This is a genomic window from Nocardia africana NBRC 100379 (assembly GCF_001612635.1).
In the GTDB taxonomy this organism is placed as follows: Bacteria; Actinomycetota; Actinomycetes; order Mycobacteriales; family Mycobacteriaceae; genus Nocardia; species Nocardia africana.
The window spans coordinates 305,297-328,443 of sequence record NZ_BDAV01000006.1 but is presented as its reverse complement, the minus strand read 5'-3'; the positions used below and the strand labels follow the sequence as shown (position 1 = coordinate 328,443).

Genomic DNA, 23,147 nt, shown 5'->3' with positions numbered 1-23,147 from the left:
ACACCAGGTCGGACGGGATGTGACGTGCCCCGCGCCCGTTATCTGTTTGGTATGAGGGTTCCGGGGCATCTTTGTCTCGGTACGCAGGACATCCAACTCGAGAGGACCGGGACAGTCGTGATTGCGTTGCTCATGGTGATCGGCTCGATATCACTGATCGTCATCGCGGTGCATGCGGCGGTGGTCGCGGTGTGGACGGCGAAATTGCGCCTTCGGCGCACCTCAGACGCCGTCCGCGCGGGGGCGCCTCTCGTAGCGAAAAGCGTTGTGCGCCAGCCTCTCGTCCGGTCTCGGGCGGGTGCCGACGCGACGTCCTGACGGTGGCCTGTCCCATGGTGCGCGCAGCGAATTCGGTCGCGGTCCGATAGGATCGGCACGCCTCACGGTCGAAAAACGGGCCGCTGAGCAAGTCGGCGTGCGCTCGGGCCGCCACTTCGTTGATCGGAGGCAGCATTGTCGAAGCGTGCCGTCCCAGGCACGGTTGCTGTTCCCTCGTCGCGGTCCGATGCAGCCGGTGCGCTGCGGGCCGACCAGGTGCGAATTCGTCGCATCGATGACACGACCCCGCGGGCTCGCCCGGCCGCGGTGACGGAACAGACCCCGCGGTTTCGCGATGTATCCAGCCGTTCCGCGGGCCACTCGTCCGAGGGGCCGAATTCCGCATCCGTTCGAGACGACGGACGCGGCTCCACCGTGCGCCCGCCCCTCGACGGCGTCACGCCGCTGGGCACCTCCTCCCCGCTCGGGCAGACGATCCTGCTGGTCGAGGACGACCCCGGTGATGCCCTGCTGGTCGAGGAACTCGTCGCCGACGGCGCGCCAGGCGTGCGCCTGGAACATGTGCGCTCGCTCGCCGAAGCGGGTGCGTGGCTGGCCGCGGGCCTGCCCGACTGTGTGCTGCTCGATCTGAACCTGCCCGATTCCCACGGCTTGGACGCGCTCGCGCAGTTGCGGGAATACACCGATCAGGTCGCGGTCGTGGTGATGACCGGCCTGGACGAGGAACAGACCGGCCTGGCCGCGATGGCGGCCGGTGCGCAGGACTATCTCGTCAAGGGCCGGGTCGAGCCGGAGTGGTTCGGCCGGGCCGTGCGGTATGCGATCCAGCGCAAGCAGGCCGAGCGCACCACCGCGGCCCTGCGCGCGAGCACCATGCGCGCCCAGGAGAACGCCCGCCTGGAACGCGGGCTGCTCCCCAAACCACTGCTGCGCGGTGCCCCGATCGTCGATGTGGTCTCCCGGTATCGTCCCGGACGGGCGCATTCGCTGCTCGGCGGCGATTTCTACGACGTCGTCCAGGAGGCCGACGGCACGGTGCACGCGCTGATCGGCGATGTGGCCGGCCACGGCCCGGACGAGGCCGCGATCGGTGTGGGTCTGCGATTGGCTTGGCGCACATTGGTATTCAGCGGCATCACCGGGCCCCGTCAGCTGCAGCTGCTGGAGGAGGTGCTGGTCGCCGAACGCACCGGCCCGCAGACCTTCGCCACCCTCACCACGCTGTACGCCCCGCCGGGTCGCGGCGCCGTCGAGGTGATCCGGGCCGGTCACCCCGGCATGCTCGTGCATTCGCCGACCGGCACCGAATGGCTGGAAGTGCCCGGCGGACCGGCCCTGGGCTTCATACCGGGCCACGCGGACTGGCCGGTCACCGAGGTCACCGTGCCCGCCGGCACCGGGCTGGTGCTGTTCACCGACGGCCTGTTCGAGGTGCGCACCGGCACGGGTGACTGGCTCGGTGAGGACGGCCTGCTGGCGATGGCGAAGGGCGTGTCGGCCGACCAGCCCGCCCGGTATCTCGACGAGTTGCTGGGCCAGGTCGAATCCGCGGCCGCCCCCGCCGGCGGACTCGACGACGATCTGGCGATCGTCTATCTGCGCTGGCACGGAGGTGAGCGGGTCCGGTGAACGACGTCCGACACCGCGAAGGCATCGTCGGCCGGCTCACCGCACAGACGTGGTTTCAGCTGGTCCTCGCCCTGATGCTCGTGGTGGTGATCGCCGGTGCGATCGCCGCCGCGCAAGTGATCTCCCATACCGACGCCATCGAAGACCGGCTGCTCGATCGCGCCCAGCCGGCCGCGACCGAGGCCTATCGGCTGCAGGCCGCCCTGGTCAACCAGGAAACCGGCCTGCGCGGCTACGCGATCTCGGCCGATGAGCAGTTCATGCAGCCCTACAACCAGGGTCTCGCCGACGAGGCCGCCTCCGCGCGCCGCCTGCGTGAGCTGGCCGCCGGCCGCACCGCGCTGCTCGACGATCTCGACGCCGTCGAGGCCGCCGCCCAGCACTGGCGTTCCGAATACGTCCAGCCGATGATCGGGTCGGCGGGCAAGGTATCGCCGGCCGAATCCACCGCACTGGTCACGCGCGGCAAGGCCCTGTTCGACGAGCTGCGCCAGAAGTTCGCCGCGCAGAACGCGGACTCGGCGGCCGCGATCGCCCAGGACCGCCGCGACCTCGACCACGCGCGCACCGTGCGCGACAGTGTATTGGTGGCGGTGGTCGTCCTCGTCCTGCTCACCGGTCTGGCACTGACCGTGCTGGTCCGGCGGATGATCGCGCGTCCGCTCGACGATCTCACCGAGGCGTCGCGGCGGGTGTCGGCCGGCGAATTCGATCATCACATCGAGGCGCACGGGCCGGCCGACCTGGCCACGGTCGCCGAGGCGGTCGAGGAGATGCGCATGCGCATCGTCTCCGAACTGGGGTCCTCGCGGGCGCAGGAGGTGCTGCTCGCCCGGCAGGCCGACGATCTGGATCGCCAGACCGTGCAGCTGCGCCGCTCGAATGCCGAACTGGAGCAGTTCGCCTACGTCGCCTCCCACGACCTGCAGGAGCCGCTGCGCAAGGTCGCCGCGTTCTGTCAGCTGCTGGAGAAGCGTTACGGCGATCAGCTCGACGAGCGGGCCAAACAGTACATCGACTACGCCGTCGACGGCGCCAAGCGGATGCAGCGGCTGATCAACGATCTGCTGACCTTCTCGCGCGTGGGCCGGGTGATCGAGGGCAACGAGATCGTCGCCCTGGACGCGACGCTGAATTCGGCGCTGGACAATCTGTCCGGCGCGATCGAGGATTCCGGCGCGGTGATCGAGCGGCCGGAGCAGTTGCCCGACGTCGCCGGCCAGCCGACGCTGCTGACGATGTTGTGGCAGAACCTCATCGGCAACGCCGTGAAATTCCACACCCCCGGTACCGCGCCGGTGGTGCGCATCGAATGCGAGCCCGGCGATCACCTGGACGAATGGCAATTCTCGGTGTCCGACAACGGAATCGGCATCCCGCCCGAATTCGCCGACAAGGTCTTCGTGATCTTCCAGCGCCTGCACAACCGGGAGGACTACAGCGGCACCGGCATCGGCCTGGCGCTGTGCAAGAAGATCGTCGAGTACCACGGCGGAAATCTGTGGATCGACACCGAGTACACCGGCGGCGCCCGGTTCCGTTTCACCCTGGCGACCCAGGCCGCCGCCATGCCCGCATCGATCGAACCCGTAGCCGAAGGAGCCGACGCATGACCGTACCGGTGAGCCAGCCCATCGACATCCTGCTCGTCGAGGACGACCCCGGCGACGAGCTGATGACCCGGGAGGCGTTCGAGGACAACAAGATCGGCAATACGCTGCACGTCGCCCGCGACGGTCAGGAAGCGCTCGACTTCCTCTACCGGCAGGGGGAATTCGCGCAGGCGCCGCGGCCCGATCTGATTCTGCTCGATCTGAACCTGCCGAAATACGACGGCCGCCAAGTTCTGGAAAAGATCAAATCCGATCCGGATCTCAGCCATATTCCGGTGGTGGTACTCACCACCTCGGCAGCCGAAGAGGACATTCTGCGCAGTTATCGGCTGCACGCGAACGCCTATGTGACCAAACCGGTCGACCTGGATCAATTCATCGCCGCGATCAAGCACATCGACGAATTCTTCGTTCAGGTCGTCCGGTTGCCACGACAGCGATGAACCCGGCGACGAGGAACGCGCCGGGCGGGCGCCGGATCAGGCCGAGGTGGTCTGCTCCGGCGCGGCCAGCGCGTCCGCGACGGTCGGGAACAGGCGCAGCAACGCGTCCAGCGCGGTCACCTCGATCGGGCGACGCACCGCCGGCGACGCGACCACCCGCAGGCCTCCCGTCGCGGTGGACTGGGAGGTCGCCAGCAGCACGCTCAGCCCCGCCGACCCGAGGAAACCGACCTCGGTCATATCCAGGACCACGGCGGTGGGCTCGGCCTGCAGCGCCCGGTCCAGGGCCGATTGCAGCTCCGGCGCGGAATTCATGTCCACCTCACCGGCCACGGTCACGACCACGGCCGAACCTTCCGTGCGCTGCTCGGTGCGCAGCAGCGGTGAGACCCGCTCGCCGCTCATCGGGCCGACCCCAGCGCGAGGCGATTCGTACCGCATTTCGCCACTTCGATACCTCCGGCGTATTCCGATCTGCGCCGCGGTCCGCGGCGTGGCGACGATTCGCCGCTGACCAACATACCCGTTTCGGCGCGATACGAACCGGGGCCGTCACCGCGATCGGAGGGCGTCCGGCGGGCGCTCGCGTACGCTGTGAAATCGTTTCGCGGCACGAAATTTGGGAGCAACGAATGGGCATGGTCGAGAAAGTGTCCCCGGACGCGGGGACCACTGCGGTCGGATTCCAGGTACCGGCCGATGCGGCGCAATTGATGATGGTCCGGGCGCTGACCGAAACCATCGCTCTGGTCGCCGATTTCGGTATCGACGAGGCCACCGATATCCGTCTCGCCGTCGACGAGGTGGTCAGCGCGCTGATCGTCGACGCGGCCGCCGGATCGGTGATCGATTGCACATTCACCGCGAGCGATACCACGATGGACGTGCGCGTCGCCGCCGTCACCACGACCGCGGGCGGCCCGGACACCGCCGGTTTCGGCTGGCACATCGTCTCGACCCTCACCCAGTGGGTGAAGACCGAGAGTTCGGACTACGACGCAGCCGTGGGCGGGCACCCGACCGTCGTCGAATTCCGCTGGGCACGTGGCGGAACAGATGTCGACTGAGAACGGAACCGGCACCGCGCGCCACCCCGACGGCTACGACGACGTCGCACCGCTGTTCGTCGAGCTCGCCGCCCTGTCCGAGGACGATCCGGAGCGCGAGCGGCTGCGCGAACGGATCATCAACCGCTGCCTGCCGCTGGCCGAGCACATCGCGCGCAAGTTCAGCGGGCGCGGGGAGAACTTCGAGGATCTGCTGCAGATCGCCCGGGTCGGCCTGGTCGCGGCGGTCGACCGGTTCGATCCCACACAGGGGTCGCCGTTCCTCGCCTTCGCGGTGCCGACGGTGATGGGCGAGGTGCGCCGCCACTTCCGCGATCACACCTGGGCGCTGCGCGTGCCCCGGCGGATCAAGGAGATCCAGACCGCGCTGGGACCGACCGTGGAGACACTGTCGCAACGGCTGGGCCGGATGCCGCGGGCGCGCGAGATCGCCGAGGAGATGGACGCCGATCTGGGCGAGGTGACGCAGGCGCTGATCGCCCGCAACGCCTACCAGACCCAGTCGCTGGACACGCCGACCTCGGAGGACGACAGCCGCTCGGGGAGTGCGATCCTCGACACGCTGGGTGACGTGGATCCGACCTTCGGCGCGATCGACGACACTCTGACCGTGAAGCCGCTCATCGACGCCCTGCCCGAGAAGGAGCGGTACGTGCTGACCATGCGATTCTTCGGCGGGATGACGCAGGAGCAGATCGCGCGGGAACTCGGCTGTTCCCAGATGCAGGTGTCGCGGATCCTCACCAGGACGCTCAAGCAGTTGCGCGAGAAGGCGCTGCGCGACTGAAGTAGGACAACGGCGCCGCATGGCGTACGGGAAAGCGGGTATCGCGGATGCCGAGGAGATCATCGAGTGGAGATCATCGGTTGCGATCGGAATGAGGACATGAGCGGATTTCCAGATCCTCCGGGCGACCCCGCCCCAGGGCCCGCGATACGCGAGCCGCACCCGCTACGGGTGGCACCCTTCGAGGCGAACTTCCCGTCGCAGGCCGACCGGATCGCCGAGGTGCGCCACGATCTGCGGGCCTGGCTCGAACGCGGGGGAATCGGCTCGGAGCAGATCTACGACTTACTGCTGGCGGTGGACGAGGCGTGCACGAACGCCGTGGAGCACGGCTACCGCAACGGCACCGGCATGGTCGGGCTGCGTGCCGAGATCAGTGGCCCGGACCTGTATCTGACCATCGTCGACCACGGCAGCTGGGAACCCCGCCCGGAGGTGCCGGATCCGGTGCGCGGGCGGGGATTGTCGATCATGCGCGCCCTGGTGCGCGACGTCGAGATCACCACCGGCGCCGACGGCACCCGCGTCGCGATGCACGCCGAAATCGCTTCGGCCCCAACGGCTTCGGAGTCGGCCGCGGGGCACGACCGGGGGTAGGCCGTTAATCCGCCGGGAGAGCGGGTATGCGGAAGAAGGAAGATGGGCGCGATGCGCGCCGCGGCGGGATTTTTCGGGCCCGCACCGAGGTTGTACCGGTGCGAGACTTGGGGGCGGGGACCCGATCCGAAGGAGGAAGCGTGACCGACACGCGCAAGGCGATTCTGGCAGGCGGATGCTTCTGGGGCGTGCAGGAGTTGATCCGCAAGCAGCCGGGTGTGGTTTCCACGCGCGTCGGATACACCGGCGGGCGCAACGATCACCCCACCTACCGCAACCATCCGGGGCACGCCGAGGCCGTGGAGATCGAGTACGACCCCGCGCGCACCGATTACCGGGCGCTGCTCGAGTTCTTCTTCCAGATCCACGATCCGTCGACGAAGGACCGTCAGGGCAACGACATCGGCAGCAGCTATCGATCGGCGATCTTCTATCTCGACGACGAGCAGAAGGCGATCGCGCTCGACACCATCGCCGACGTGGACGCGTCCGGTCTGTGGCCGGGCAAGGTGGTCACCGAGGTGACCCCGGCGTCCGATTTCTGGGAGGCCGAACCCGAGCACCAGGACTACCTGCAGCGCTATCCCGAGGGCTACACCTGCCACTTCCCCCGGCCGGGCTGGAAGCTGCCCAAGCGCGCCGCGACCTCGCAGTAGGCCGTCATGCCGGATCGCACCCGTCGCTCACGTCTCGGTAATCCGCTGTCCGCTCTCGGTCGGGCGATCGCGCGCATCCCCTGGGTGATGCGCACCGGCCCGGTCGTCGTCGTGCTGGAACGCATCATCCGGCGGCTCACCGGCGGCCGGCACGGCGTGCTCGATCTGGCGGGTCTGCCGTCGATGGAACTCACGGTGCGCGGACGTAAATCCGGGTTGCCGCGGACGGTGTCGCTGCTCTACGTACCGGACGGGCCAGAACGGTATCTGCTGGTCGGCTCCAACTGGGGGCGGCCGGAGCATCCGTCCTGGTCGGCGAATCTCGCCGCGGCGTCCGATGCCGAAATCCACAGTGGCGGTGAGCGGATCAAGGTGCGCGTCCGGCAACTGAGCGGCACCCAACGGGAGGAGGCATGGGCCCGCGCGGTGGCCTATTGGCCCGGATACACCATGGAACAGCGTCTGGCGGGCGAGCGCCGGTTCCGGCTGTTCGAACTGACGCCCATCTGAGCCGGGTTCGATCGGCCGCACCGGCCGGTTTCGCCCCCGCGACGAGCCGGCCTGCTGGACAATGGGGCCGAGCCGACGATGTGCGGCCCGGCCCCAGGCGCCGCCGGAACGCACGGTGCGGACCGAGCGGCGACGGGTGAGATGCGGATGCGATCAGGACACGACAGTGCTCTGCTGCGGCGACGCGCGGCACTGGAACGGCAGTGGGCCCGCTGGGTTCCGAGCCCGCGCGATCTTCCGGCGGTGCGTTCGCTCGAATCCGGTCCCACCGCGTCCGATGCCGCGGATGCCGATGTCCCCGAGGGCGATACGGCGCAGCCCCGGGCCGACGTGGCGCAGTCCTGGGTGCGGTCGCGAGCGTTCGTCGATCCGGCGACCGACTGCGCGCCCGCGGTGGCCGGCGACGTCGCGTCGACGTGGGCCGATTCGCCGCTGCGCGGCCCCATCGCCGAACTCTCCGATCAGCTGCACAGCATCACCCACGACGCCGGCTTCGTCGCCGCCGTCACCGACGAGGCGGGGACCATTCTCTGGTCCGACGGCGGCCAGGTGATGCGACGCCGCGCCGAGCGGGTCGGCTTCGCGCCCGGCGGTCGCTGGGACGAGAACCACATGGGCACCAACGCGCTGTCGCTGGCGTTGCACACCGGCCGCCCGAGCAGCGTGTTCTCCGCCGAACATCTGGTCGCCGCATTGCACGGCTGGGTCTGCTATTGCGCGCCGATCCGGTCCGCCGACGGCCACCAGCTCGGTGTGCTGGATCTGTCCACCACGTGGGATCGCTCGCATCCGCTGGCCATGTCCACGGTGCTGTCGCTCACCGCGGCGGTGGAGGCGAAACTGCAAGGCGGCGTGGGGAATACGGCCTCCGGTGTGCGACTGGAATGTCTCGGTGGCGCCGCGCTGACCCGGGGCGGGCGGCCGCTGCGACTGCGCCGCCGGTTGCTCGAGATCCTCACCCTGCTCGCCCTCGAACCCGACGGCTACACACCGGAGCGGTTACAGCTGGCGGTCTACGGCGACCGGCCCACCGGTTCCAGCACGCTCAAGGCCGATGTCTCGCATCTGCGCCGCGCCACCGGCGGCGATATCAGCAATCGGGTCTATCGGCTGACCACACCGGTGTCCTGCGATGCGACCGAGATGCTCGCCGCCCTGGCCGCCGGTGACACCGCCACCGCCGTGCGGCTGTATCGCGGCCCGCTGCTGCCGGGCTCGCAGACACCCGGCGTCGTCGAATGGCGCGAATATCTCGAGGTCGGCATCCGCACCGCGGTGCTGTCGGCCGGCGAGGCCGAATACGCGCTGGACTACGGCGCCAAAGCCCCCGGTGACATCGAGGTCCACGAACACGCGCTGCGGCTGCTGCCCGCTCGCGACGCGCGCCGCGCGGTGGCCGCCGCGCGCTTGCACAGCGCCCTGCGAAGCTGATCGCGACGCGCCCCGCCGCATTCAACCTTGTGCCAACCCTCGCGGCCCATAGTGGTCTGCATCACGACGTCCCCTGTCGTGATGCGACCCTTCGTGACTCATCGAGGAGCACCCGTCATGATCTACGCCAAGCCCGGCGCCGAAGGCAGCATCGTCTCCTACGCCGACCGCTACGACAACTTCATCGGTGGCGAATGGACGGCACCGGTCGAGGGCAGATACTTCGAGAATCCGTCGCCGGTCGACGGGGAAACCTTCTGTGAGGTGGCGCGGTCCTCGGCCGCGGATGTGGAGTTGGCGTTGGATGCCGCGCACGGCGCCGCCGATGCGTGGGGTGCGACCTCGGCCGCGGAGCGCGCCAACATCCTGAACAAGATCGCCGACCGGATCGAGGCCAACCTCGACCAGCTCGCCGTCGCCGAAACCTGGGACAACGGCAAACCGGTCCGTGAAACCCTGGCCGCGGACCTGCCCTTGGCCGTCGATCACTTCCGCTACTTCGCCGGCGCCATCCGCGCCCAGGAAGGCGGCGTCAGCGAGATCGACGCCGACACCATCGCCTACCACTTCCACGAACCACTCGGCGTGGTCGGCCAGATCATCCCGTGGAACTTCCCGATCCTGATGGCGACCTGGAAACTGGCCCCGGCCCTGGCCGCCGGAAACGCGGTGGTACTCAAACCCGCCGAGCAGACCCCGGCCTCGATCATGAAGGTCGTCGAGCTGATCGCCGATCTGCTGCCGCCGGGAGTTCTCAACGTGGTCAACGGTTTCGGTGTCGAAACCGGCAAACCGCTCGCGTCGAGCCCGCGCGTGGCCAAGGTCGCCTTCACCGGTGAGACGACCACCGGCCGGCTGATCATGCAGTACGCCAGCGAGAACATCATCCCCGTCACCCTGGAACTGGGCGGCAAGAGCCCCAACATCTTCCTGCCCGATGTGATGGCCGCCGACGACGCGTTCCTGGACAAGGCGGTCGAGGGCTTCGTGATGTTCGCCCTCAACCAGGGCGAGGTGTGCACCTGCCCCTCGCGCGCGTTGATCCACTCCTCGATCTACGACGAGTTCATGGCGCGCTGCCTGGAGCGGACCAAGGCCATCGTCAGCGGCAACCCGCTCGACAGCGACACCATGATCGGCGCCCAGGCCAGCAACGACCAGTACGAAAAAATCCTGTCCTACATCGACATCGGCCGCAAGGAAGGCGCCGAGGTCCTCACCGGCGGCAGCCAGCGCAAGGTCGACGGCCTGCCCGGCGGCTTCTACGTCGAGCCCACCATCTTGAAGGGCACCAACGACATGCGGGTGTTCCAGGAAGAGATCTTCGGCCCCGTCGTCGCGGTGACCACCTTCGACACCACCGAGGAAGCGCTCGCCCTCGCCAACGACACCCTCTACGGCCTCGGCGCCGGCGTGTGGAGCCGCGACGGCAACACCGCCTACCGCCTCGGCCGCGGCATCAAGGCCGGCCGGGTATGGACCAACTGCTACCACGCCTACCCCGCGCATGCGGCCTTCGGCGGCTACAAGAAATCCGGCATCGGCCGCGAGAACCACCGCATGATGCTCGACCACTACCAGCAGACCAAGAACCTGCTGGTGAGCTACTCACCGAACAAACTCGGCTTCTTCTGATGGGTACCCGCGTCGACCTGACCGAGGCCGCGGAGTCGTTGCTGGACAACCTGATTCGACAGCACGGCCCGGTCATGTTCCATCAGTCGGGTGGCTGTTGCGACGGCAGCGCACCGATGTGTTTCCCGCGCGGGGAATTCCGCGTGGGCGGTTCGGATGTGCTGCTCGGCCGGGTCGGCGCCGATACCCCGTTCTGGATGAGCGCCGATCAATACGAGTACTGGAAGCACACCTATCTCACCGTCGACGTCGTTCCCGGGCGGGGGAGCGGGTTCTCGCTCGAAGCCCCCGAGGGGGTGCGGTTCCTGCTCCGGTCCCGCCTGCTCACCGATGACGAAGTGGCCGAACTCGATTCCGAGCCGCCGCCGCTCACCGGGGCGGATGCGATGAGTTGAGGCGATGCCGCCGGCGAGGCGGATCCGCGGGTGCACACGCACCCGCAGATCCGTCTCGCACCGCTGCGTGCGGCGTATTCTGGCCGGGATCGTCCGCCAGTATCCGTATCGAGGTGCCGCTCCAGAACAGTGCCCGGCCCGCGGCATCGGTGACGAGAGGGGCCGCATGTCGGCGCGTACGGCATTGTTCATCACCTGCGTCAACGACGTCATGTATCCGGGGACCGGCCGGGCGGCGGTGGCCTTGCTGCGCCGGCTCGGCGTCGAGGTCGAATTCCCCATGGCCCAGAGTTGTTGCGGCCAGATGCATGCCAATACCGGTTATCGGGCCGATACCGCGAAGATGGCCCGGCATTTCGTCTCGGTGTTCGGTGACTACGACCGGATCGTCGTCCCGTCCGCCTCGTGTGGTGCGGCGCCGGGCGAGTTCTACCGGGCGGTGGCCGAGCAGGTCGGTGACGCCGCGCTGGCCCGCGATGCCGAGGCGCTGGTACCCAGAATCCGGGAGCTGACCGAATTCCTCACCGACGACCTGGGTGTCGTCGATGTGGGCGCCTATTTCCCGCATCGGGTGACCTACCATCCGACCTGTCATTCGCTGCGGGTGCAGCGCATCGGTGACCGGCCGTACCGGTTGTTGCGGGCGGTGGCCGGATTGGAGCTGGTCGAATTGCCCGCGGCCGACGAATGCTGTGGATTCGGTGGCACGTTCTCGGTGAAGAATGCCGCCGCCTCCGGCGCGATGAACGCCGACAAGGCCGCACACGTGCGCGAGACGGGCGCGAGCGTGGTGACGGCCGTGGACAATTCGTGCCTGATGAATATCGGCGGGCGTCTGGCCGCCGACGCGACCGCGGTGCGCGATCTGCACCTGGTGGAAATCCTGGCGCGCACGAGGGCCGACGGGCCGATGCCCGGGCTGCCGGTGGCCGCGGAAGCCCGCTCGTGAGTAAGAGTTTCGTGGGCTGGCCCCCGTTCCCGCAGGCCGCGCGGGCCGCGACCGCCGATGGACAGCTGCGTGCCACTGTGCACCGTGCCACCCACACCATCCGCGCCAAGCGCGACGCCCTGGTGGCCGAACGTCCGGACTGGGAGGAACTGCGCACCGCGGCCGCCGCGGTCAAGGACGATGTGCTGCGCCGTCTCGACACCTATCTGGAGCGATTGGCCGATGCGGTGGAAGGTGCCGGGGGAGTGGTGCATTGGGCAACCGACGCCGCCGAGGCCAACGCGATCGTCACCGAATTGGTCCGGGCCACCGGGGAAACCGAGATCGTCAAGGCCAAATCCATGCTGTCGGAGGAGATCGGCCTGGACGAGGCGCTCGCCGCTGCCGGAATCGACACTCGCGAAACCGATCTCGCCGAGATCATCCTGCAGCTGGGTGACGATCTGCCCTCCCATATCGTGGTGCCGTCGCTGCATCTGGACCGCAGCCGGATTCGCGACATCTTCCGCCGCGAGATGGGCAAGCACGGCCGTCCCGCGCCGGATGATCTGACCGACGATCCGCAAGCGCTCGCCGACGCGTCGCGGCTGCATCTGCGGGAGAAGTTCCTGCGCGCGAAGGTCGGCATCACCGGCGCGAATTTCCTTGTCGCCGAGAGCGGAACGGTGGTGATGGTGGAGTCGGAGGGCAACGGGCGGATGTGCCTGACCCTGCCCGAGACGCTCATCACGGTGGCCGGAATCGAGAAGGTGATTCCGAGCTGGCGCGACCTGGAGATCTATCTGGAGTTGCTGGCCCGCAGCGCGACCGGGGAGCGGATGTCGCCGTATGTGTCGACCTGGACCGGTGTCACCGCACAGGACGGACCCTCGGCCTTCCACCTGGTCCTGGTGGACAACGGGCGTACCCGCGTCCTGCGCGACGAGCTCGGGCGGGAAGCGTTGCGCTGCATCCGCTGTGGCGCCTGCATGAATATCTGCCCGGTCTACGAGCGCACCGGGGGACAGGCCTACGGTTCGGTGTATGCGGGGCCGATCGGCGCCATCCTCACCCCGTTGCTGAAAGGTGCCGACGATCCGCAGACCGCCTCGCTGCCGTACGCCTCGGCGCTCTGCGGGGCCTGCGACGACGTCTGTCCGGTGCGCATCGATATCACCGGGAATCTGCTGGCCCTGCGTCACCAGGTGGCCGAGGGCGAAGCTGCGGTGAAACATCGAGTCGAGCGGGTGGCGTTCGGCGCGATGGCGGGATTCATGAGCCATCCGGCGCTGTGGGGCGCGGCCGTGCGTTCGGCGGCGCGCATCGGCGTCGCGGTCCCGAAGCGGCATCTGCCCGGTCCGCTCGGCGGATGGACCGACAGCCGGCGGGTACCCGACATCCCTGCCGAATCTTTTCGCCGCTGGTGGGCGCGCACCGACGGCGGCCGCCACGACGACGGACTTCCGCCGCACGGCACCGTGAACGAGGACGGGGCCCGGTCGTGAATGCGCGCGAGACGATCCTGCGGCGCGTCCGCGAGGCCATCGGCGAACCGGGGGAGCCGGTCACCGTGCCGCGCGGCTATCTGCGGACGGCGCCGGACGTCGACCCCGACGATCGCGCCGCGATCCTGGAGCTGTTCGAACAGCGACTGGAACGCTATGGCGCACAGGTGCTTCGGACCACTCCGGCAGGCGTCGCGACGGTCGTGGACCGGGAACTGCGGCACGCGGCGGCGCGTGTGGTGCTGACGCCACCCGGACTGCCGGACATCTGGACGTCCCTGTGGGCGGACCGCTCGGAGCACCGCCTGGTGACCGACGATCCGCCTTTGACGACGCTCGAGCTGGACGAGGTCGACGCGGTCGTGACCACCTGCGCCGCGGCGATCGCGCAATCGGGCACGATCATCCTCGACGGCGACGCCGGTCAGGGCCGCCGCGCGCCCACCCTCGTCCCCGACCGTCATGTGTGCGTGGTCCATGCCGAGCAGGTGAAATCCGCACTGCCGGAGGTTGTTCCGCGACTCGACCCGCGCCGGCCGACGACCTGGATCAGCGGTCCGTCGGCCACCGTGGATATCGAGATGACCCGCGTGCAGGGCGTGCACGGGCCCAGGCGGTTGATCGTGATCCTGGTCGAGTGAGAGCCCGGAACTGCGAGAGAGTGCGGGACGCTTGCGCCGGCCGGGATGCCCCTGGTGCTCGTCGGCTGGGACCGGAGATCGACCGCGCGGCGAAGGAGGTGCCCGTGACGGACGGGGTGATGGGCCCGCGTGAGCTGGCGGCGCGGATCGTGCGGGCGGCGGAGGACGCGGGCGACCACCGGTACCTGGTCGGGGTCGCCGGACCGCCGGGAGCCGGAAAGTCCACGCTGGCACGGGGTTTGGCGGAGGCGGTGCGGAAGTCGGGAGTGCCCGCCGAGGTGGCGGGGATGGACGGATTTCATCTGAGCTCGGCGGTGCTGCGGGACTCCGGCGCGCTCGGCCGCAAAGGACAGCCCGATACCTTCGATGTGGCGTCGTTCGTCGCGCGGCTTCGGCGGTTGCGCGACAGTGCGATCGGCGTGCCGGTGCCGTGGCCGGTCTACGATCGAGCCCGCCACGATCCGGTTCCGGATGCGGTGACCTTCGCCGGCGAGCGGGTCGCGATCGTGGAAGGGAACTACCTTCTGCTGGATCGGCCGGGATGGCGGGAGGTGCGCGGGTGTCTCGACGAGGTCTGGTACCTCGATGCCGAGGAAACGGTCATCGAACAGCGCCTGCTGCGCCGGCATCTGCGCGGCGGTAAATCGCCGGATCGAGCGCAGGCCATGGTCGCCGGCAGCGACCTGCCGAATGCCCGTCTCATCGCACGGACCGCGGACCGGGCCGATCTCGTGCTGCGCGCGGTCCCCGGGGGCTACCGTATCCACCCACGTCGGTGAGTCTGCTCATTCGGCCGGTTCGCCGAGCCGGTCTCTCCATGCGCGAGTGCCGAAGGAGCGGCACGAGAGCGTGGCGACCGCGGCGGCGCGGGTGAGCGCGTCGGTGAAGTCGTGGCCGCGTGCGTGGTACGCGCAGAACGCGCCGTGCAGGATGTCCCCGGCGCCGAGCGTATCCGCGCCGTCGACGTCACCCACCGCGATCTCGCCCCGAATACCGTTGGCGGAATAGCGGATCGGTTGCTGCCCGCGAGTGACGGCGACCGCGTGGACCCCGATCCGGTGCAGGTGGTCGAAGACGTCCTCGGCGTCCGGCGGCGCGAACGCGGCCGAGCAGATCGCGATGTCGATCAGCGGCAGCAACTGCGCATGGTCCGGCTTCCAGCGGCCCCCGTCGAGCACCACCGGAATTCCCGCGTCGCGCGCCACCCGGGCGATACCGAGGGCAAGTTCGATGTGATGCCCGTCGACGAGCACCACCGGCGCCTCCCGGACGAGCTCGGCGAATTCGTGGTCGAACGGCGCCTCGATCCCCGAACCGTCCAGCGAGACGATGGTTCTCGTCCCGGCACCGGCCGCGACCACGATGGACGAGATCGGCGGCGGTTCGGTGCGCCGCGGCGTGGTGTCGACGAGTTCGACGCCGTGGGTCCGCAGATCGTCGCGGATCAGCGCGGTGAGCGGATGCCGGCCGACGGCGGTGAGCAGCCGGGCGCCGCCGGTCAGGATCGCGCAGGCCACCGCGGCGTTGGCGGCCGGCCCACCGGCGCCCAGAAATTGGTCGCGCGCACGGGTTTTGGTGTCCTCGGCGGGATAGGCGTCGACGGCGTAGGCCAGGTCCACGGTGGTGAGACCGACGAACAGTGGGACGCTCATCTCATCCTTTCCGCGCCGATCCGGCAGGATCCGCGCCGGGTCCACATCGCGGTGCGTCTGCGAGACGAGACGGCATGATTGTCTCACGAGTGATCTTGCACGGAATAGGACCCGCGTCGCCGCAGGTTGTCGCGAACGCAAGGCCCGACTCGCGAAAGGACCATCATGCCGACCATGACTCGTACCGAACGTGAGCAGTTCCTGGCCGAATTGCACGTGGGGGTGATCGCTGTCGAACGGCCCGATCGAGCGCCCCTGGCGGTGCCGATCTGGTACGGGTACGAGCCCGGCGGGGAGGTGGTGGTGTGGACCGACGCCGGGACGGTGAAGGAGAAACTCATCCGGGCGGCCGGGCGGTTCTCGATCACCGCGCAGGTGGAACAGCCGCCGTACCGGTATGTCACCGCGGAGGGCTCGGTCACCTCGATCGACGCGGCGTCTCCCGAGGTCGCCCGCGCGATCGCGGTGCGCTATCTGGGGCCCGAGGAGGGCGCCGCGTTCGCCGAGCAGAACCTCGGCTCGGATTCGGTGGCGATCCGGATGCGCCCCGAACGGTGGCTCAGCACCGACTACTCCAAGGAGTAGCGCGCCGGACGCCGAGCGCAGCGCGTAACGCACTAGCCTGTGAGTTGCCGGACCGGTGTGATCGTTCGCGACCCCAGCTGCTCGACCGAGAGGAAAAGCGCTATGAAGGCTCTGCAGTACGTCACCGTCGGTGCCGAACCGGAAGTTCGCGAGATTCCCACTCCCGAGCCGGGGCCGGGGGAGGTGCTGCTGAAGGTCACCGCGGCCGGGGTCTGTCATTCCGACGATTTCGTGATGTCGCTGCCCGCGGAAGCCTTCACCTACCCGCTGCCGCTGACACTCGGACACGAGGGCGCCGGGACGGTCGCCGCGTTGGGCGACGGTGTGCGCGGGCTGGATCTCGGCACCAGCGTGGTGGTGTACGGACCGTGGGGCTGCGGCACCTGCTGGTTCTGCGCGCAGGGTCTGGAGAACTACTGTTCCCGCGCGGCCGAGCTGGGCATCTACCCGCCCGGTCTCGGAGCGCCGGGAGCCATCGCCGAATACTTGATCGTCGATTCGCCCCGCCACCTCGTTCCGATCGGCGATCTGGATCCGGTCGCGACCGTGCCGCTCACCGACGCCGGTCTCACCCCCTATCACGCGATCAAACGGTCGCTGTCGAAGTTGCGTCCCGGCTCCTGGGCCGTCGTCATCGGCAGCGGCGGGCTGGGCCATGTGGCGATCCAGTTGCTGCGCCACCTGTCCCCGGCGCGCGTCGTCGCACTGGACGTCAGCGACGACAAGCTCGACTTCGCGAAATCGGTCGGCGCCCACGAGGCGGTGTTGTCGAATGCCCAGGCCGCCGACAACGTCCGCAAGATCACCGGTGCGGGCGGGGCGAGCCTGGTGCTCGACTTCGTCGGATATCAGCCGACCATCGATATCGCGATGGCTGTCGCCGGTGTGGATTCCGATGTGACCGTCGTTGGTATCGGCGACGGAAAGTCCGCGGCGCGAATAGGTTTCGGCGTCAGCCCGTACGAGGCGACGGCCACCGCACCGTATTGGGGCGCGCGCAGCGAACTGATCGAACTGATCGACCTCGCGCACGAGGGTGTCCTCGATATCGCCGTCGAACGATTCACACTCGACGACGCGCCCGAGGCGTATCGCCGGCTCGCGGCGGGCACCCTGCGCGGCCGCGCCGTCATCGTGCCGTGAGCTTCCGGCTCCGCTAGTAGCCCTTCGCGGGACGACGGGCGTCGGCCTGTTGCACGTTCGTCGTCAGATTCGAACCGTCCCGCGAGACGTGATAGCGGTCCATCACGTAGTTCATGCTCGCCGCGATATTCGCCTCGGGATCGGTGATGTCGGAGGATGTTCCGGCGACGTGATACGCCTCGAAGGTGCTGGGGATGGTCTGGGTGAGGCCCTGTGACGGGTGACCGGCGGCGGCGTTGGAGTCCTCGGTGTTGATGGAGCCGGTGTTGCCACTCGACTCCCGTTTGATGAGCGTCAGATAACCCTCGGTCCACCGCGCCCTGGCGGCGGGATCGGTGATGCCGAGGCGGTCGAGCGCCTTTCCGATGTAGTACTCGAGTTCCTGATCACTGAGGTGACGGTTGGGTCCGCCGCCGGTCGAGCTCACCGGCTGGGTGTATTGGCGGTCGTAGCTGCCGCTGCTGTTCGGCGGCACATAGGTACTGGGCACGGGTCCGTAATCCCCGCCGCCGCTACTTTGCGGCTGGGTGGGAATCCGCGTGGAGTTCGCATCGTGGAGCTTGTGCGCCTCGGAAACGACGAGGTCGGCGTTTTCCACCGCCTTGTCGATCTTGTCGATCACGGACAACTGCAGAGCCACACTGGGGTGTGGGGCGACACTGCCGAGAATCCCCTTGATATCGGTTTCGAGTTGTTTGACCGCGGCCCGGGTCTCGTTGGCGATGCCGGCCGAATTCTCGGCGATATCGGACATCATGGTGTCCAGCGAGTTCCACTCCTCGTTGTACTTCCGAATCTTCTTCTGCCGGTCCTCGTAGTCCGAGACCATGGCGCCGGTGATCGTCTCCGTCGGCTTGTCGGTCGCGGCGAGACTCGCCATCACGACCTTCTTGGCATTGCCGTCGCCGAGGCCGTTCAGCAGCGCCTCCAGCACCTTCTCGAGGCGGCTGACGGCCGCGTTCACCAGCGGTGCGTCGGTCACCCGGGGCAAACTCACCGACTCGGTCATGACCCACCTTCCGCCACCGCCTGGCCCGGCACCGCGTCGCCGCCGGCTTCGCGCAGCGCCCCGGCGACAGGCGCTCGCCGGAAGCATAGGTTCGTGACCGAGCTCTCCTATTCCCGTCGCTGGGAGTGCGCCGGGCTATCGGCGCGGGTGCGGGCGCAGCCGCGCAGACGACGATGGTGCTGTCACTCCGTCGCGCATTTGGACCATCTGTTGAACGGTCCCGATACCCCGTAGTTGTTCTGTGCGCTGCTGATGGCCTTGGATTCGGCCTCTTCCGCGGTGGTGCCCCAGGTGGAGGCCCAGCCGTTGTTCTGGCCGACGACCACCGCCACACAGGCGTTGCGCGCCCACGCCGCCGGCTGGGCGCAACCGGGGCAACGGGTTTGGACCTGGTTGGTGGCGTCGTCGGAGCTGATCGTGCTGCGCGCCCAGGTCACCTTGCCGGTGTCGACGTCGTAGCCCGCGGCGATCCAGACGTCGGCCGGTGTCGGCGGCGGTGGGGGAGCGTAGCGGGTGGTGTCGCGGGTGGTGGGTGCGGTGGAGGTCGAATACGTCGGCGAGGGGCGGGTGGTCGTCGACTGCTGGGCGGCCACGTCGGTATCGCTGTTCTTGTTGTGGTTGTGCACCACGATCACCGCGACGACCGCGCCCAGCACGAGGACGGCCGCGACCACCGCCGCGACGATCGCCAGCACCTTGCCGCCGCCCGAATTGGACTGCGGCGCACCGGGATACGGGTAGGGCGGCTGCGCGCCGTACTGCGGGTCGGGGTACGGCTGCGCATACGGTTGCGCGCCCGGATATCCGCCTTCGGGGTAGCCGCCCGGCGGATATGCCTGCCCGTACATCGGGGGCTGATTCGGGTCGCCCGGATACGGCACCCCGGCGGGATATCCCTGTCCCGCATGCACGGTGGGATCGTCGGAACCGGGCGGGCCCGGTTGCCCGCCGGGATAGGCCTGGGTCGGGGGCGCCTGCTGCCCGGGGTAGGCCTGCGTCGGCGGGGCGGGCTGTCCCGGATAGGCCTGCGTGGGCGGAGCCGGCTGCTGTGGGGTGGCCTCCCCGGGCTGGGCGCCGGGATCCGGCACGCCACCGGGATAGGCCCGGGTCGGCGGCGCCGGGGGCGGGCCCGGCTCGCCGGACGGCTGTTGCGGGGAACCCGAGCGATCGTCGCTGACCATCGCCTACCGCGCCCGGCTCGTCGAAATGCGCTGTGTCGTGGTCGGTGTCGACATCGACCGTGCCCCCGTCCGTGCTGTGAATCGTATCGGCGAGCCACTGTAGCGCATACCTATGACGTCGATATTGCCCGAAATGACATTCTGCCGGGCTGCTACCGGATGATCTGCCCGCCGTCCACGTTGAGGATGTGCCCGGTGACCCACGCCGCGTCGTCGGACAGCAGATACAGGCAGGCGCCCACCAGATCCTGTGGGGTGCCGATTCGCTTGAGCGGCAGGCGATTCACCATATCCTTCACGATCGAGCCCGGGGTGACGGTCTGCGTCGCCTCGGTGTCGATCGGTCCCGGCGCGATGGCGTTGATCCGGATGTTCGATCCGCCGAGTTCGACCGCCAGCTGCTGGGTGAGGCTGTTGACCCCGGCCTTGGCGAGGCCGTAGAAGTTCGAATACACCCATGCGGCGGTGGAGGACTGGTTCACGATGGACCCGCCGCCGCCCTTCGACATGTGCGGCCACACCGCGCGGGTCATGTTCAGCGCGCCGTCGAGATTCACGCTCATGAACTTCTTGTAGTAGTCCCACGGCACCGTGAGTAGCAGGTCCAGCTTCATCCCGCCGTAGATGGCGGCGTTGTTGACCAGATGGTTGATCGCGCCGAACTCGTTCTGCGTGTAGTCGGCCAGGGTGGTGACCGATTCCGGATCGGAGACGTCGACGGGATGGAAGACCGCGGTGCCGCCGCCGCTGACGATCTCCTCGGCGACCTGCTTTCCCTTGTCCGCGTTGAGATCCGCGACTACGACGGTGGCGCCCTCGCCGGCCAGTGCCTTCGCGTATTCGGCGCCGATGCCCTGCGCCGCGCCGGTGACGATCGCGACGCGATCGGTGAAACGAGCCATGAGTTGTCTTCTCCTGTCGGTAATTCGCGACGAGGTCGCGTGCTGTCTATTTCTGCGCGGTGGCGATCAGCTTGGTTTCGAGGTACTCCTCGAATCCGGCCACACCGAGTTCGCGGCCGATGCCGGACTGCTTGTAGCCGCCGAACGGGGCGTCGGCGCTGTACCAGATGCCGCCGTTGACACCCAAGGTTCCGGTCCGGACGCCGGCGACCACGTGGTCGATTCGCGCCTGGTCGGTGCCCCACACCTCGCCCGAGAGCCCGTACGGCGATTCGTTGGCCAGCCGGATGGCGTCGTCGTCGCCGTCGTGCGGGATCACCACGAGCACCGGGCCGAAGATCTCCTCCTGGGCCACGGTCGAGGTGTTGGACACCCCGCTGATCAGGGTGGGTTCGATGAAGTACCCGCGCTCGCGATCGGGACGGCCGCCACCGGTGACGATGGTGCCGCCCTCGGCGCGTGCGATATCGATGTAGCGCTGCACGCGGTCACGCTGCCGTGCCGAGATGACCGGCCCGCAGACGGTACCCGGCTCGTTCGGATCACCCGGGACGATGCCGCCCATCGACTTGGCCGCCGCGGCGACCGCCGTCTCGTAGTGCTCGCGCGGGACCAGCAGGCGCGTGGTGAGCGCGCAGCCCTGGCCGGCGTGGACGCAGACGGTGAAGCCCGCGTAGCTCGCCGCGGCGGCCACATCGGTGTCGTCCAGGACGATGAAGGCCGACTTGCCGCCGAGTTCGAGGAAGACCTTCTTGAGGCTCTGCGCCGCCCCGGCCATGATGGTCCGGCCCGTCTGCGTCGATCCGGTGAACGAGATCATGTCCACCCGGGGATCGGTGACCAACTGGGCGCCCAGCTGGTGGTCGTCGGAGGTGACGATATTGATCACGCCGGCCGGGATGTCGGTCTGTTCGGCGATCACCGTGCCGACCAGTGCGGCGACCCACGGGGTGTCGGGAGCCGGTTTGAGCACCACGGTGCACCCGGCCGCCAGCGCCGGCCCGATTTTGGCGAAGTTGATCTGATGCGGGAAATTCCACGGCGTGATCGCGCCGACCACGCCGATCGCCTCCCGGCGCAGCGTGCGCGCCGTCGGGATTCCCATCGGCTTCGCGACGCCGAGATCGCTGACCCACTCGTAACTTTCGGCCAGATCGGCGAAGTAGCCGAGGTCGCCGATCGGGCCCTCCAGTTGGGGGCCGCTGGTCAGCATGCGCGGGGCACCCACCTCGGCGATGGTGATCTCGCGCAGTTCCTCGATGTTGTCGCGCAGCGCGTCGCGCAGTTGCCGCAGGCAGCGCGCGCGGAACGCGTGATCGCGTGACCACTCGGTGTTGTCGAACGCCGCGCGGGCGGCGGCGATGGCCGCGTCCATATCGGCGGCGTCGGCATTGGCGGCCTGGCCGAGAACTTCCTCGGTCGCCGGATCGACCGTCGCGAACACCCCCGCGCCGCCGGCGACCAGTTTGCCGTCGATCAGAAGCCGGGATCCCTCGCCAGGGGGGAGCAGTTTCGTCATTCGCCTCTCCGATAGGGCTGTCTGGACACCTGTACGGAATATAGTTTGGACGGAGCTGTGAATACAAGAACGTGTTGCAGAGTGATCGAATCGTGAGAGGCGGGTGCCGGCGATGACCGGAGAGGCGGCGGTGGCCGGTAAGGCGGCGATCGTGGTGGGCGGCGGCAACGGTATCGGCCGGGCCGTCGCCGTCGAACTGGCGCGACAGGGCGCGGGCGTGGTGGTCAATTCCCGGAGTGGGGCGGCGGTGGACGCGGTGGTGGACGAGATTCGCGCGGCGGGCGGTCGCGCCGTCGGGGTCGCGGGCTCGGCCGCGGACGAAGCGATCGCGGACGCACTGGTGGGCGGGTGCGTCGAAAGTTTCGGCGCCGTCGATGTTCTCGTCAACTGTGCCGGGATCGCCGAACCCGCGCACTCCTCGATCCTCGACATCTCCACGGTGGACTGGCGAGCCCAGCTGGACTCCCACCTGACCACGGTGTTCAACACCTGCCGCGCGGTGGCGCCACTGATGGTGGCCCGCGGCGCCGGATCGATCGTCAACACCGGCTCGTTCGCCTACCTCGGCGACTACGGGGGCACCGGCTATCCGGCCGGAAAAGGCGCGGTCGCGAGCCTGACGCTGGCCATGGCCGCGGAACTGAAAGAGCACGGAATCCGGGTGAACGCGATCTGTCCCGGGGCCAGGACGCGCTTGTCCACCGGCCCGGAATACGAGGCGAAGATCGCCGAGTTGCGCGAGCGCGGCCTGCTCGACGAGTTCACCGCACAGTCGTCACTGGACGCCCCGCCGCCGGATTACGCCGCCGCGCTGTATGTCTATCTCGCCTCCGACCTCGCTACCGCGACGGGCCAGATCTTCGTTGCCGCAGGCGGTTTCGTCGGTCGCTTCGCGCGGCCGAAACTCGAGTCGATCGGCTATCGCGACCATGTCGATACTCCGCCGTGGTCGGTGGCCGAGTTGCGGCCTCTCCTCGGCGACGGGGCGTGAGGGGAATGGCGGCGCCGGCCTGTCCGGTCACCGTGGGTACCAGTGCGGA

24 protein-coding genes are annotated in these 23,147 nt (G+C 68.6%); 18 read left to right on the top strand and 6 right to left on the bottom strand.

Annotated features, from left to right (window positions below; translation table 11 throughout):
• Positions 1 to 693 precede the first annotated feature (693 nt).
• The 3 genes from NA3_RS09655 (at position 694) to NA3_RS09645 (ending at position 3,964) form a co-directional block, all read left to right on the top strand.
• Positions 694 to 1,908 carry a PP2C family protein-serine/threonine phosphatase gene (locus tag NA3_RS09655; RefSeq protein WP_062963570.1) on the top strand — a complete coding sequence of 405 codons (1,215 nt, stop codon included), beginning with the start codon at positions 694 to 696 and terminating at the stop codon, positions 1,906 to 1,908.
• Between the two features lie 74 nt (positions 1,909 to 1,982).
• Positions 1,983 to 3,521 carry a sensor histidine kinase gene (locus NA3_RS09650; protein ID WP_084491472.1) on the top strand — a complete coding sequence of 513 codons (1,539 nt, stop codon included), beginning with the start codon at positions 1,983 to 1,985 and terminating at the stop codon, positions 3,519 to 3,521.
• Positions 3,518 to 3,964 (top strand): response regulator, encoded by a 447-nt coding sequence (locus NA3_RS09645; protein WP_039784285.1) that lies wholly within the window; start codon positions 3,518 to 3,520, stop codon positions 3,962 to 3,964. Before NA3_RS09650 ends, NA3_RS09645 begins: the two co-directional genes overlap by 4 nt.
• Positions 3,965 to 4,000: 36 nt before the next feature.
• On the opposite strand, the gene NA3_RS09640 is transcribed toward NA3_RS09645, so the two are convergent.
• Complete coding sequence (locus NA3_RS09640; protein ID WP_062963217.1) at positions 4,001 to 4,369, bottom strand: STAS domain-containing protein; 369 nt, start codon at positions 4,367 to 4,369, stop codon at positions 4,001 to 4,003.
• 233 nt (positions 4,370 to 4,602) lie between these two features.
• On the opposite strand from NA3_RS09640, the gene NA3_RS09630 reads away from it, so the two are divergent.
• The 12 genes from NA3_RS09630 (at position 4,603) to NA3_RS09575 (ending at position 14,895) form a co-directional block, all read left to right on the top strand.
• Positions 4,603 to 5,031 (top strand): ATP-binding protein, encoded by a 429-nt coding sequence (locus tag NA3_RS09630; RefSeq protein WP_063917439.1) that lies wholly within the window; start codon positions 4,603 to 4,605, stop codon positions 5,029 to 5,031.
• Positions 5,021 to 5,818, top strand: coding sequence for an RNA polymerase sigma factor SigF (locus NA3_RS09625; protein ID WP_062963568.1), 798 nt, complete (start codon positions 5,021 to 5,023; stop codon positions 5,816 to 5,818). The genes NA3_RS09630 and NA3_RS09625 overlap by 11 nt, the downstream gene beginning before the upstream one ends.
• 99 nt (positions 5,819 to 5,917) lie before the next feature.
• Positions 5,918 to 6,415 carry an ATP-binding protein gene (locus tag NA3_RS09620; RefSeq protein ID WP_128145134.1) on the top strand — a complete coding sequence of 166 codons (498 nt, stop codon included), beginning with the start codon at positions 5,918 to 5,920 and terminating at the stop codon, positions 6,413 to 6,415.
• Between the two features lie 140 nt (positions 6,416 to 6,555).
• Positions 6,556 to 7,071 (top strand): peptide-methionine (S)-S-oxide reductase MsrA, encoded by a 516-nt coding sequence (msrA, locus tag NA3_RS09615; protein ID WP_062963213.1) that lies wholly within the window; start codon positions 6,556 to 6,558, stop codon positions 7,069 to 7,071.
• 6 nt (positions 7,072 to 7,077) lie between these two features.
• On the top strand, positions 7,078 to 7,581 hold the full coding sequence (locus NA3_RS09610; RefSeq protein WP_063917397.1) for a nitroreductase family deazaflavin-dependent oxidoreductase: 504 nt from the start codon (positions 7,078 to 7,080) through the stop codon (positions 7,579 to 7,581).
• Between the two features lie 147 nt (positions 7,582 to 7,728).
• Positions 7,729 to 9,012, top strand: a complete 1,284-nt coding sequence (locus NA3_RS09605; RefSeq protein WP_128145135.1) for a sigma-54-dependent transcriptional regulator family protein — start codon at positions 7,729 to 7,731, stop codon at positions 9,010 to 9,012.
• A 117-nt stretch (positions 9,013 to 9,129) separates the two neighbouring features.
• A complete protein-coding gene (gene adh / locus NA3_RS09600) occupies positions 9,130 to 10,647 on the top strand; it encodes an aldehyde dehydrogenase (RefSeq protein WP_062963211.1) in 1,518 nt (505 codons plus the stop codon).
• Positions 10,647 to 11,042, top strand: a complete 396-nt coding sequence (locus NA3_RS09595; RefSeq protein WP_062963210.1) for a DUF779 domain-containing protein — start codon at positions 10,647 to 10,649, stop codon at positions 11,040 to 11,042. Before adh ends, NA3_RS09595 begins: the two co-directional genes overlap by 1 nt.
• A gap of 166 nt (positions 11,043 to 11,208) precedes the next feature.
• The gene (locus NA3_RS09590) at positions 11,209 to 11,991 is read left to right on the top strand and encodes a (Fe-S)-binding protein (RefSeq protein ID WP_062963209.1); all 783 of its coding nucleotides are present in this window, start codon (positions 11,209 to 11,211) and stop codon (positions 11,989 to 11,991) included.
• Positions 11,988 to 13,475: a lactate utilization protein B gene (locus NA3_RS09585; protein ID WP_062963208.1), complete on the top strand. Its 1,488-nt coding sequence runs from the start codon at positions 11,988 to 11,990 to the stop codon at positions 13,473 to 13,475. The genes NA3_RS09590 and NA3_RS09585 overlap by 4 nt, the downstream gene beginning before the upstream one ends.
• The gene (locus NA3_RS09580) at positions 13,472 to 14,116 is read left to right on the top strand and encodes a LutC/YkgG family protein (RefSeq protein ID WP_062963207.1); all 645 of its coding nucleotides are present in this window, start codon (positions 13,472 to 13,474) and stop codon (positions 14,114 to 14,116) included. The genes NA3_RS09585 and NA3_RS09580 overlap by 4 nt, the downstream gene beginning before the upstream one ends.
• Positions 14,117 to 14,220: 104 nt before the next feature.
• A complete protein-coding gene (locus NA3_RS09575; protein ID WP_227995328.1) occupies positions 14,221 to 14,895 on the top strand; it encodes a nucleoside/nucleotide kinase family protein in 675 nt (224 codons plus the stop codon).
• Positions 14,896 to 14,901: 6 nt separating this feature from the next.
• On the opposite strand, the gene NA3_RS09570 is transcribed toward NA3_RS09575, so the two are convergent.
• The gene (locus NA3_RS09570) at positions 14,902 to 15,768 is read right to left on the bottom strand and encodes a PfkB family carbohydrate kinase (protein ID WP_062963565.1); all 867 of its coding nucleotides are present in this window, start codon (positions 15,766 to 15,768) and stop codon (positions 14,902 to 14,904) included.
• Between the two features lie 165 nt (positions 15,769 to 15,933).
• Between NA3_RS09570 and NA3_RS09565 the strand changes: the two genes are divergently transcribed.
• Positions 15,934 to 16,353 (top strand): pyridoxamine 5'-phosphate oxidase family protein, encoded by a 420-nt coding sequence (locus NA3_RS09565; RefSeq protein ID WP_174561063.1) that lies wholly within the window; start codon positions 15,934 to 15,936, stop codon positions 16,351 to 16,353.
• 102 nt (positions 16,354 to 16,455) lie between these two features.
• On the top strand, positions 16,456 to 17,496 hold the full coding sequence (locus NA3_RS09560; protein WP_062963206.1) for an NAD(P)-dependent alcohol dehydrogenase: 1,041 nt from the start codon (positions 16,456 to 16,458) through the stop codon (positions 17,494 to 17,496).
• A gap of 13 nt (positions 17,497 to 17,509) precedes the next feature.
• Here the strand turns inward: NA3_RS09560 and NA3_RS36795 are convergent, their stop codons facing one another.
• The 4 genes from NA3_RS36795 to NA3_RS09540 form a co-directional block, all read right to left on the bottom strand.
• Positions 17,510 to 18,505 (bottom strand): transglycosylase SLT domain-containing protein, encoded by a 996-nt coding sequence (locus tag NA3_RS36795; RefSeq protein WP_062963205.1) that lies wholly within the window; start codon positions 18,503 to 18,505, stop codon positions 17,510 to 17,512.
• Positions 18,506 to 18,687: 182 nt separating this feature from the next.
• On the bottom strand, positions 18,688 to 19,686 hold the full coding sequence (locus NA3_RS09550; protein WP_062963204.1) for a DUF4189 domain-containing protein: 999 nt from the start codon (positions 19,684 to 19,686) through the stop codon (positions 18,688 to 18,690).
• A 152-nt stretch (positions 19,687 to 19,838) separates the two neighbouring features.
• Positions 19,839 to 20,588 carry an SDR family oxidoreductase gene (locus NA3_RS09545; protein WP_062963203.1) on the bottom strand — a complete coding sequence of 250 codons (750 nt, stop codon included), beginning with the start codon at positions 20,586 to 20,588 and terminating at the stop codon, positions 19,839 to 19,841.
• 46 nt (positions 20,589 to 20,634) lie between these two features.
• On the bottom strand, positions 20,635 to 22,107 hold the full coding sequence (locus NA3_RS09540) for an aldehyde dehydrogenase (RefSeq protein ID WP_062963202.1): 1,473 nt from the start codon (positions 22,105 to 22,107) through the stop codon (positions 20,635 to 20,637).
• Positions 22,108 to 22,219: 112 nt separating this feature from the next.
• Here NA3_RS09540 and NA3_RS09535 point away from each other — a divergent pair, with 112 nt between their 5' ends.
• Complete coding sequence (locus NA3_RS09535) at positions 22,220 to 23,098, top strand: SDR family NAD(P)-dependent oxidoreductase (RefSeq protein WP_062963201.1); 879 nt, start codon at positions 22,220 to 22,222, stop codon at positions 23,096 to 23,098.
• Positions 23,099 to 23,147: the final 49 nt, after the last annotated feature.

Bases quoted from the DNA above. Each gene is read 5' to 3' on its own strand.
- NA3_RS09550 (WP_062963204.1), bottom strand. From the start codon at position 19,686: ATGGTCAGCGACGATCGCTCGGGTTCCCCGCAACAGCCGTCCGGCGAG.
- NA3_RS09630 (WP_063917439.1), top strand. From the start codon at position 4,603: ATGGTCGAGAAAGTGTCCCCGGACGCGGGGACCACTGCGGTCGGATTC.
- NA3_RS09640 (WP_062963217.1), bottom strand. From the start codon at position 4,369: ATGAGCGGCGAGCGGGTCTCACCGCTGCTGCGCACCGAGCAGCGCACG.
- NA3_RS09610 (WP_063917397.1), top strand. From the start codon at position 7,078: ATGCCGGATCGCACCCGTCGCTCACGTCTCGGTAATCCGCTGTCCGCT.
- NA3_RS09650 (WP_084491472.1), top strand. From the start codon at position 1,983: ATGCTCGTGGTGGTGATCGCCGGTGCGATCGCCGCCGCGCAAGTGATC.
- NA3_RS09620 (WP_128145134.1), top strand. From the start codon at position 5,918: ATGAGCGGATTTCCAGATCCTCCGGGCGACCCCGCCCCAGGGCCCGCG.
- NA3_RS09590 (WP_062963209.1), top strand. From the start codon at position 11,209: ATGTCGGCGCGTACGGCATTGTTCATCACCTGCGTCAACGACGTCATG.
- NA3_RS09535 (WP_062963201.1), top strand. From the start codon at position 22,220: ATGACCGGAGAGGCGGCGGTGGCCGGTAAGGCGGCGATCGTGGTGGGC.
- NA3_RS09570 (WP_062963565.1), bottom strand. From the start codon at position 15,768: ATGAGCGTCCCACTGTTCGTCGGTCTCACCACCGTGGACCTGGCCTAC.
- NA3_RS09545 (WP_062963203.1), bottom strand. From the start codon at position 20,588: ATGGCTCGTTTCACCGATCGCGTCGCGATCGTCACCGGCGCGGCGCAG.
- NA3_RS09560 (WP_062963206.1), top strand. From the start codon at position 16,456: ATGAAGGCTCTGCAGTACGTCACCGTCGGTGCCGAACCGGAAGTTCGC.
- NA3_RS09595 (WP_062963210.1), top strand. From the start codon at position 10,647: ATGGGTACCCGCGTCGACCTGACCGAGGCCGCGGAGTCGTTGCTGGAC.
- NA3_RS09625 (WP_062963568.1), top strand. From the start codon at position 5,021: ATGTCGACTGAGAACGGAACCGGCACCGCGCGCCACCCCGACGGCTAC.
- NA3_RS36795 (WP_062963205.1), bottom strand. From the start codon at position 18,505: ATGACCGAGTCGGTGAGTTTGCCCCGGGTGACCGACGCACCGCTGGTG.
- adh (WP_062963211.1), top strand. From the start codon at position 9,130: ATGATCTACGCCAAGCCCGGCGCCGAAGGCAGCATCGTCTCCTACGCC.
- NA3_RS09565 (WP_174561063.1), top strand. From the start codon at position 15,934: ATGCCGACCATGACTCGTACCGAACGTGAGCAGTTCCTGGCCGAATTG.
- NA3_RS09540 (WP_062963202.1), bottom strand. From the start codon at position 22,107: ATGACGAAACTGCTCCCCCCTGGCGAGGGATCCCGGCTTCTGATCGAC.
- NA3_RS09645 (WP_039784285.1), top strand. From the start codon at position 3,518: ATGACCGTACCGGTGAGCCAGCCCATCGACATCCTGCTCGTCGAGGAC.
- NA3_RS09605 (WP_128145135.1), top strand. From the start codon at position 7,729: ATGCGATCAGGACACGACAGTGCTCTGCTGCGGCGACGCGCGGCACTG.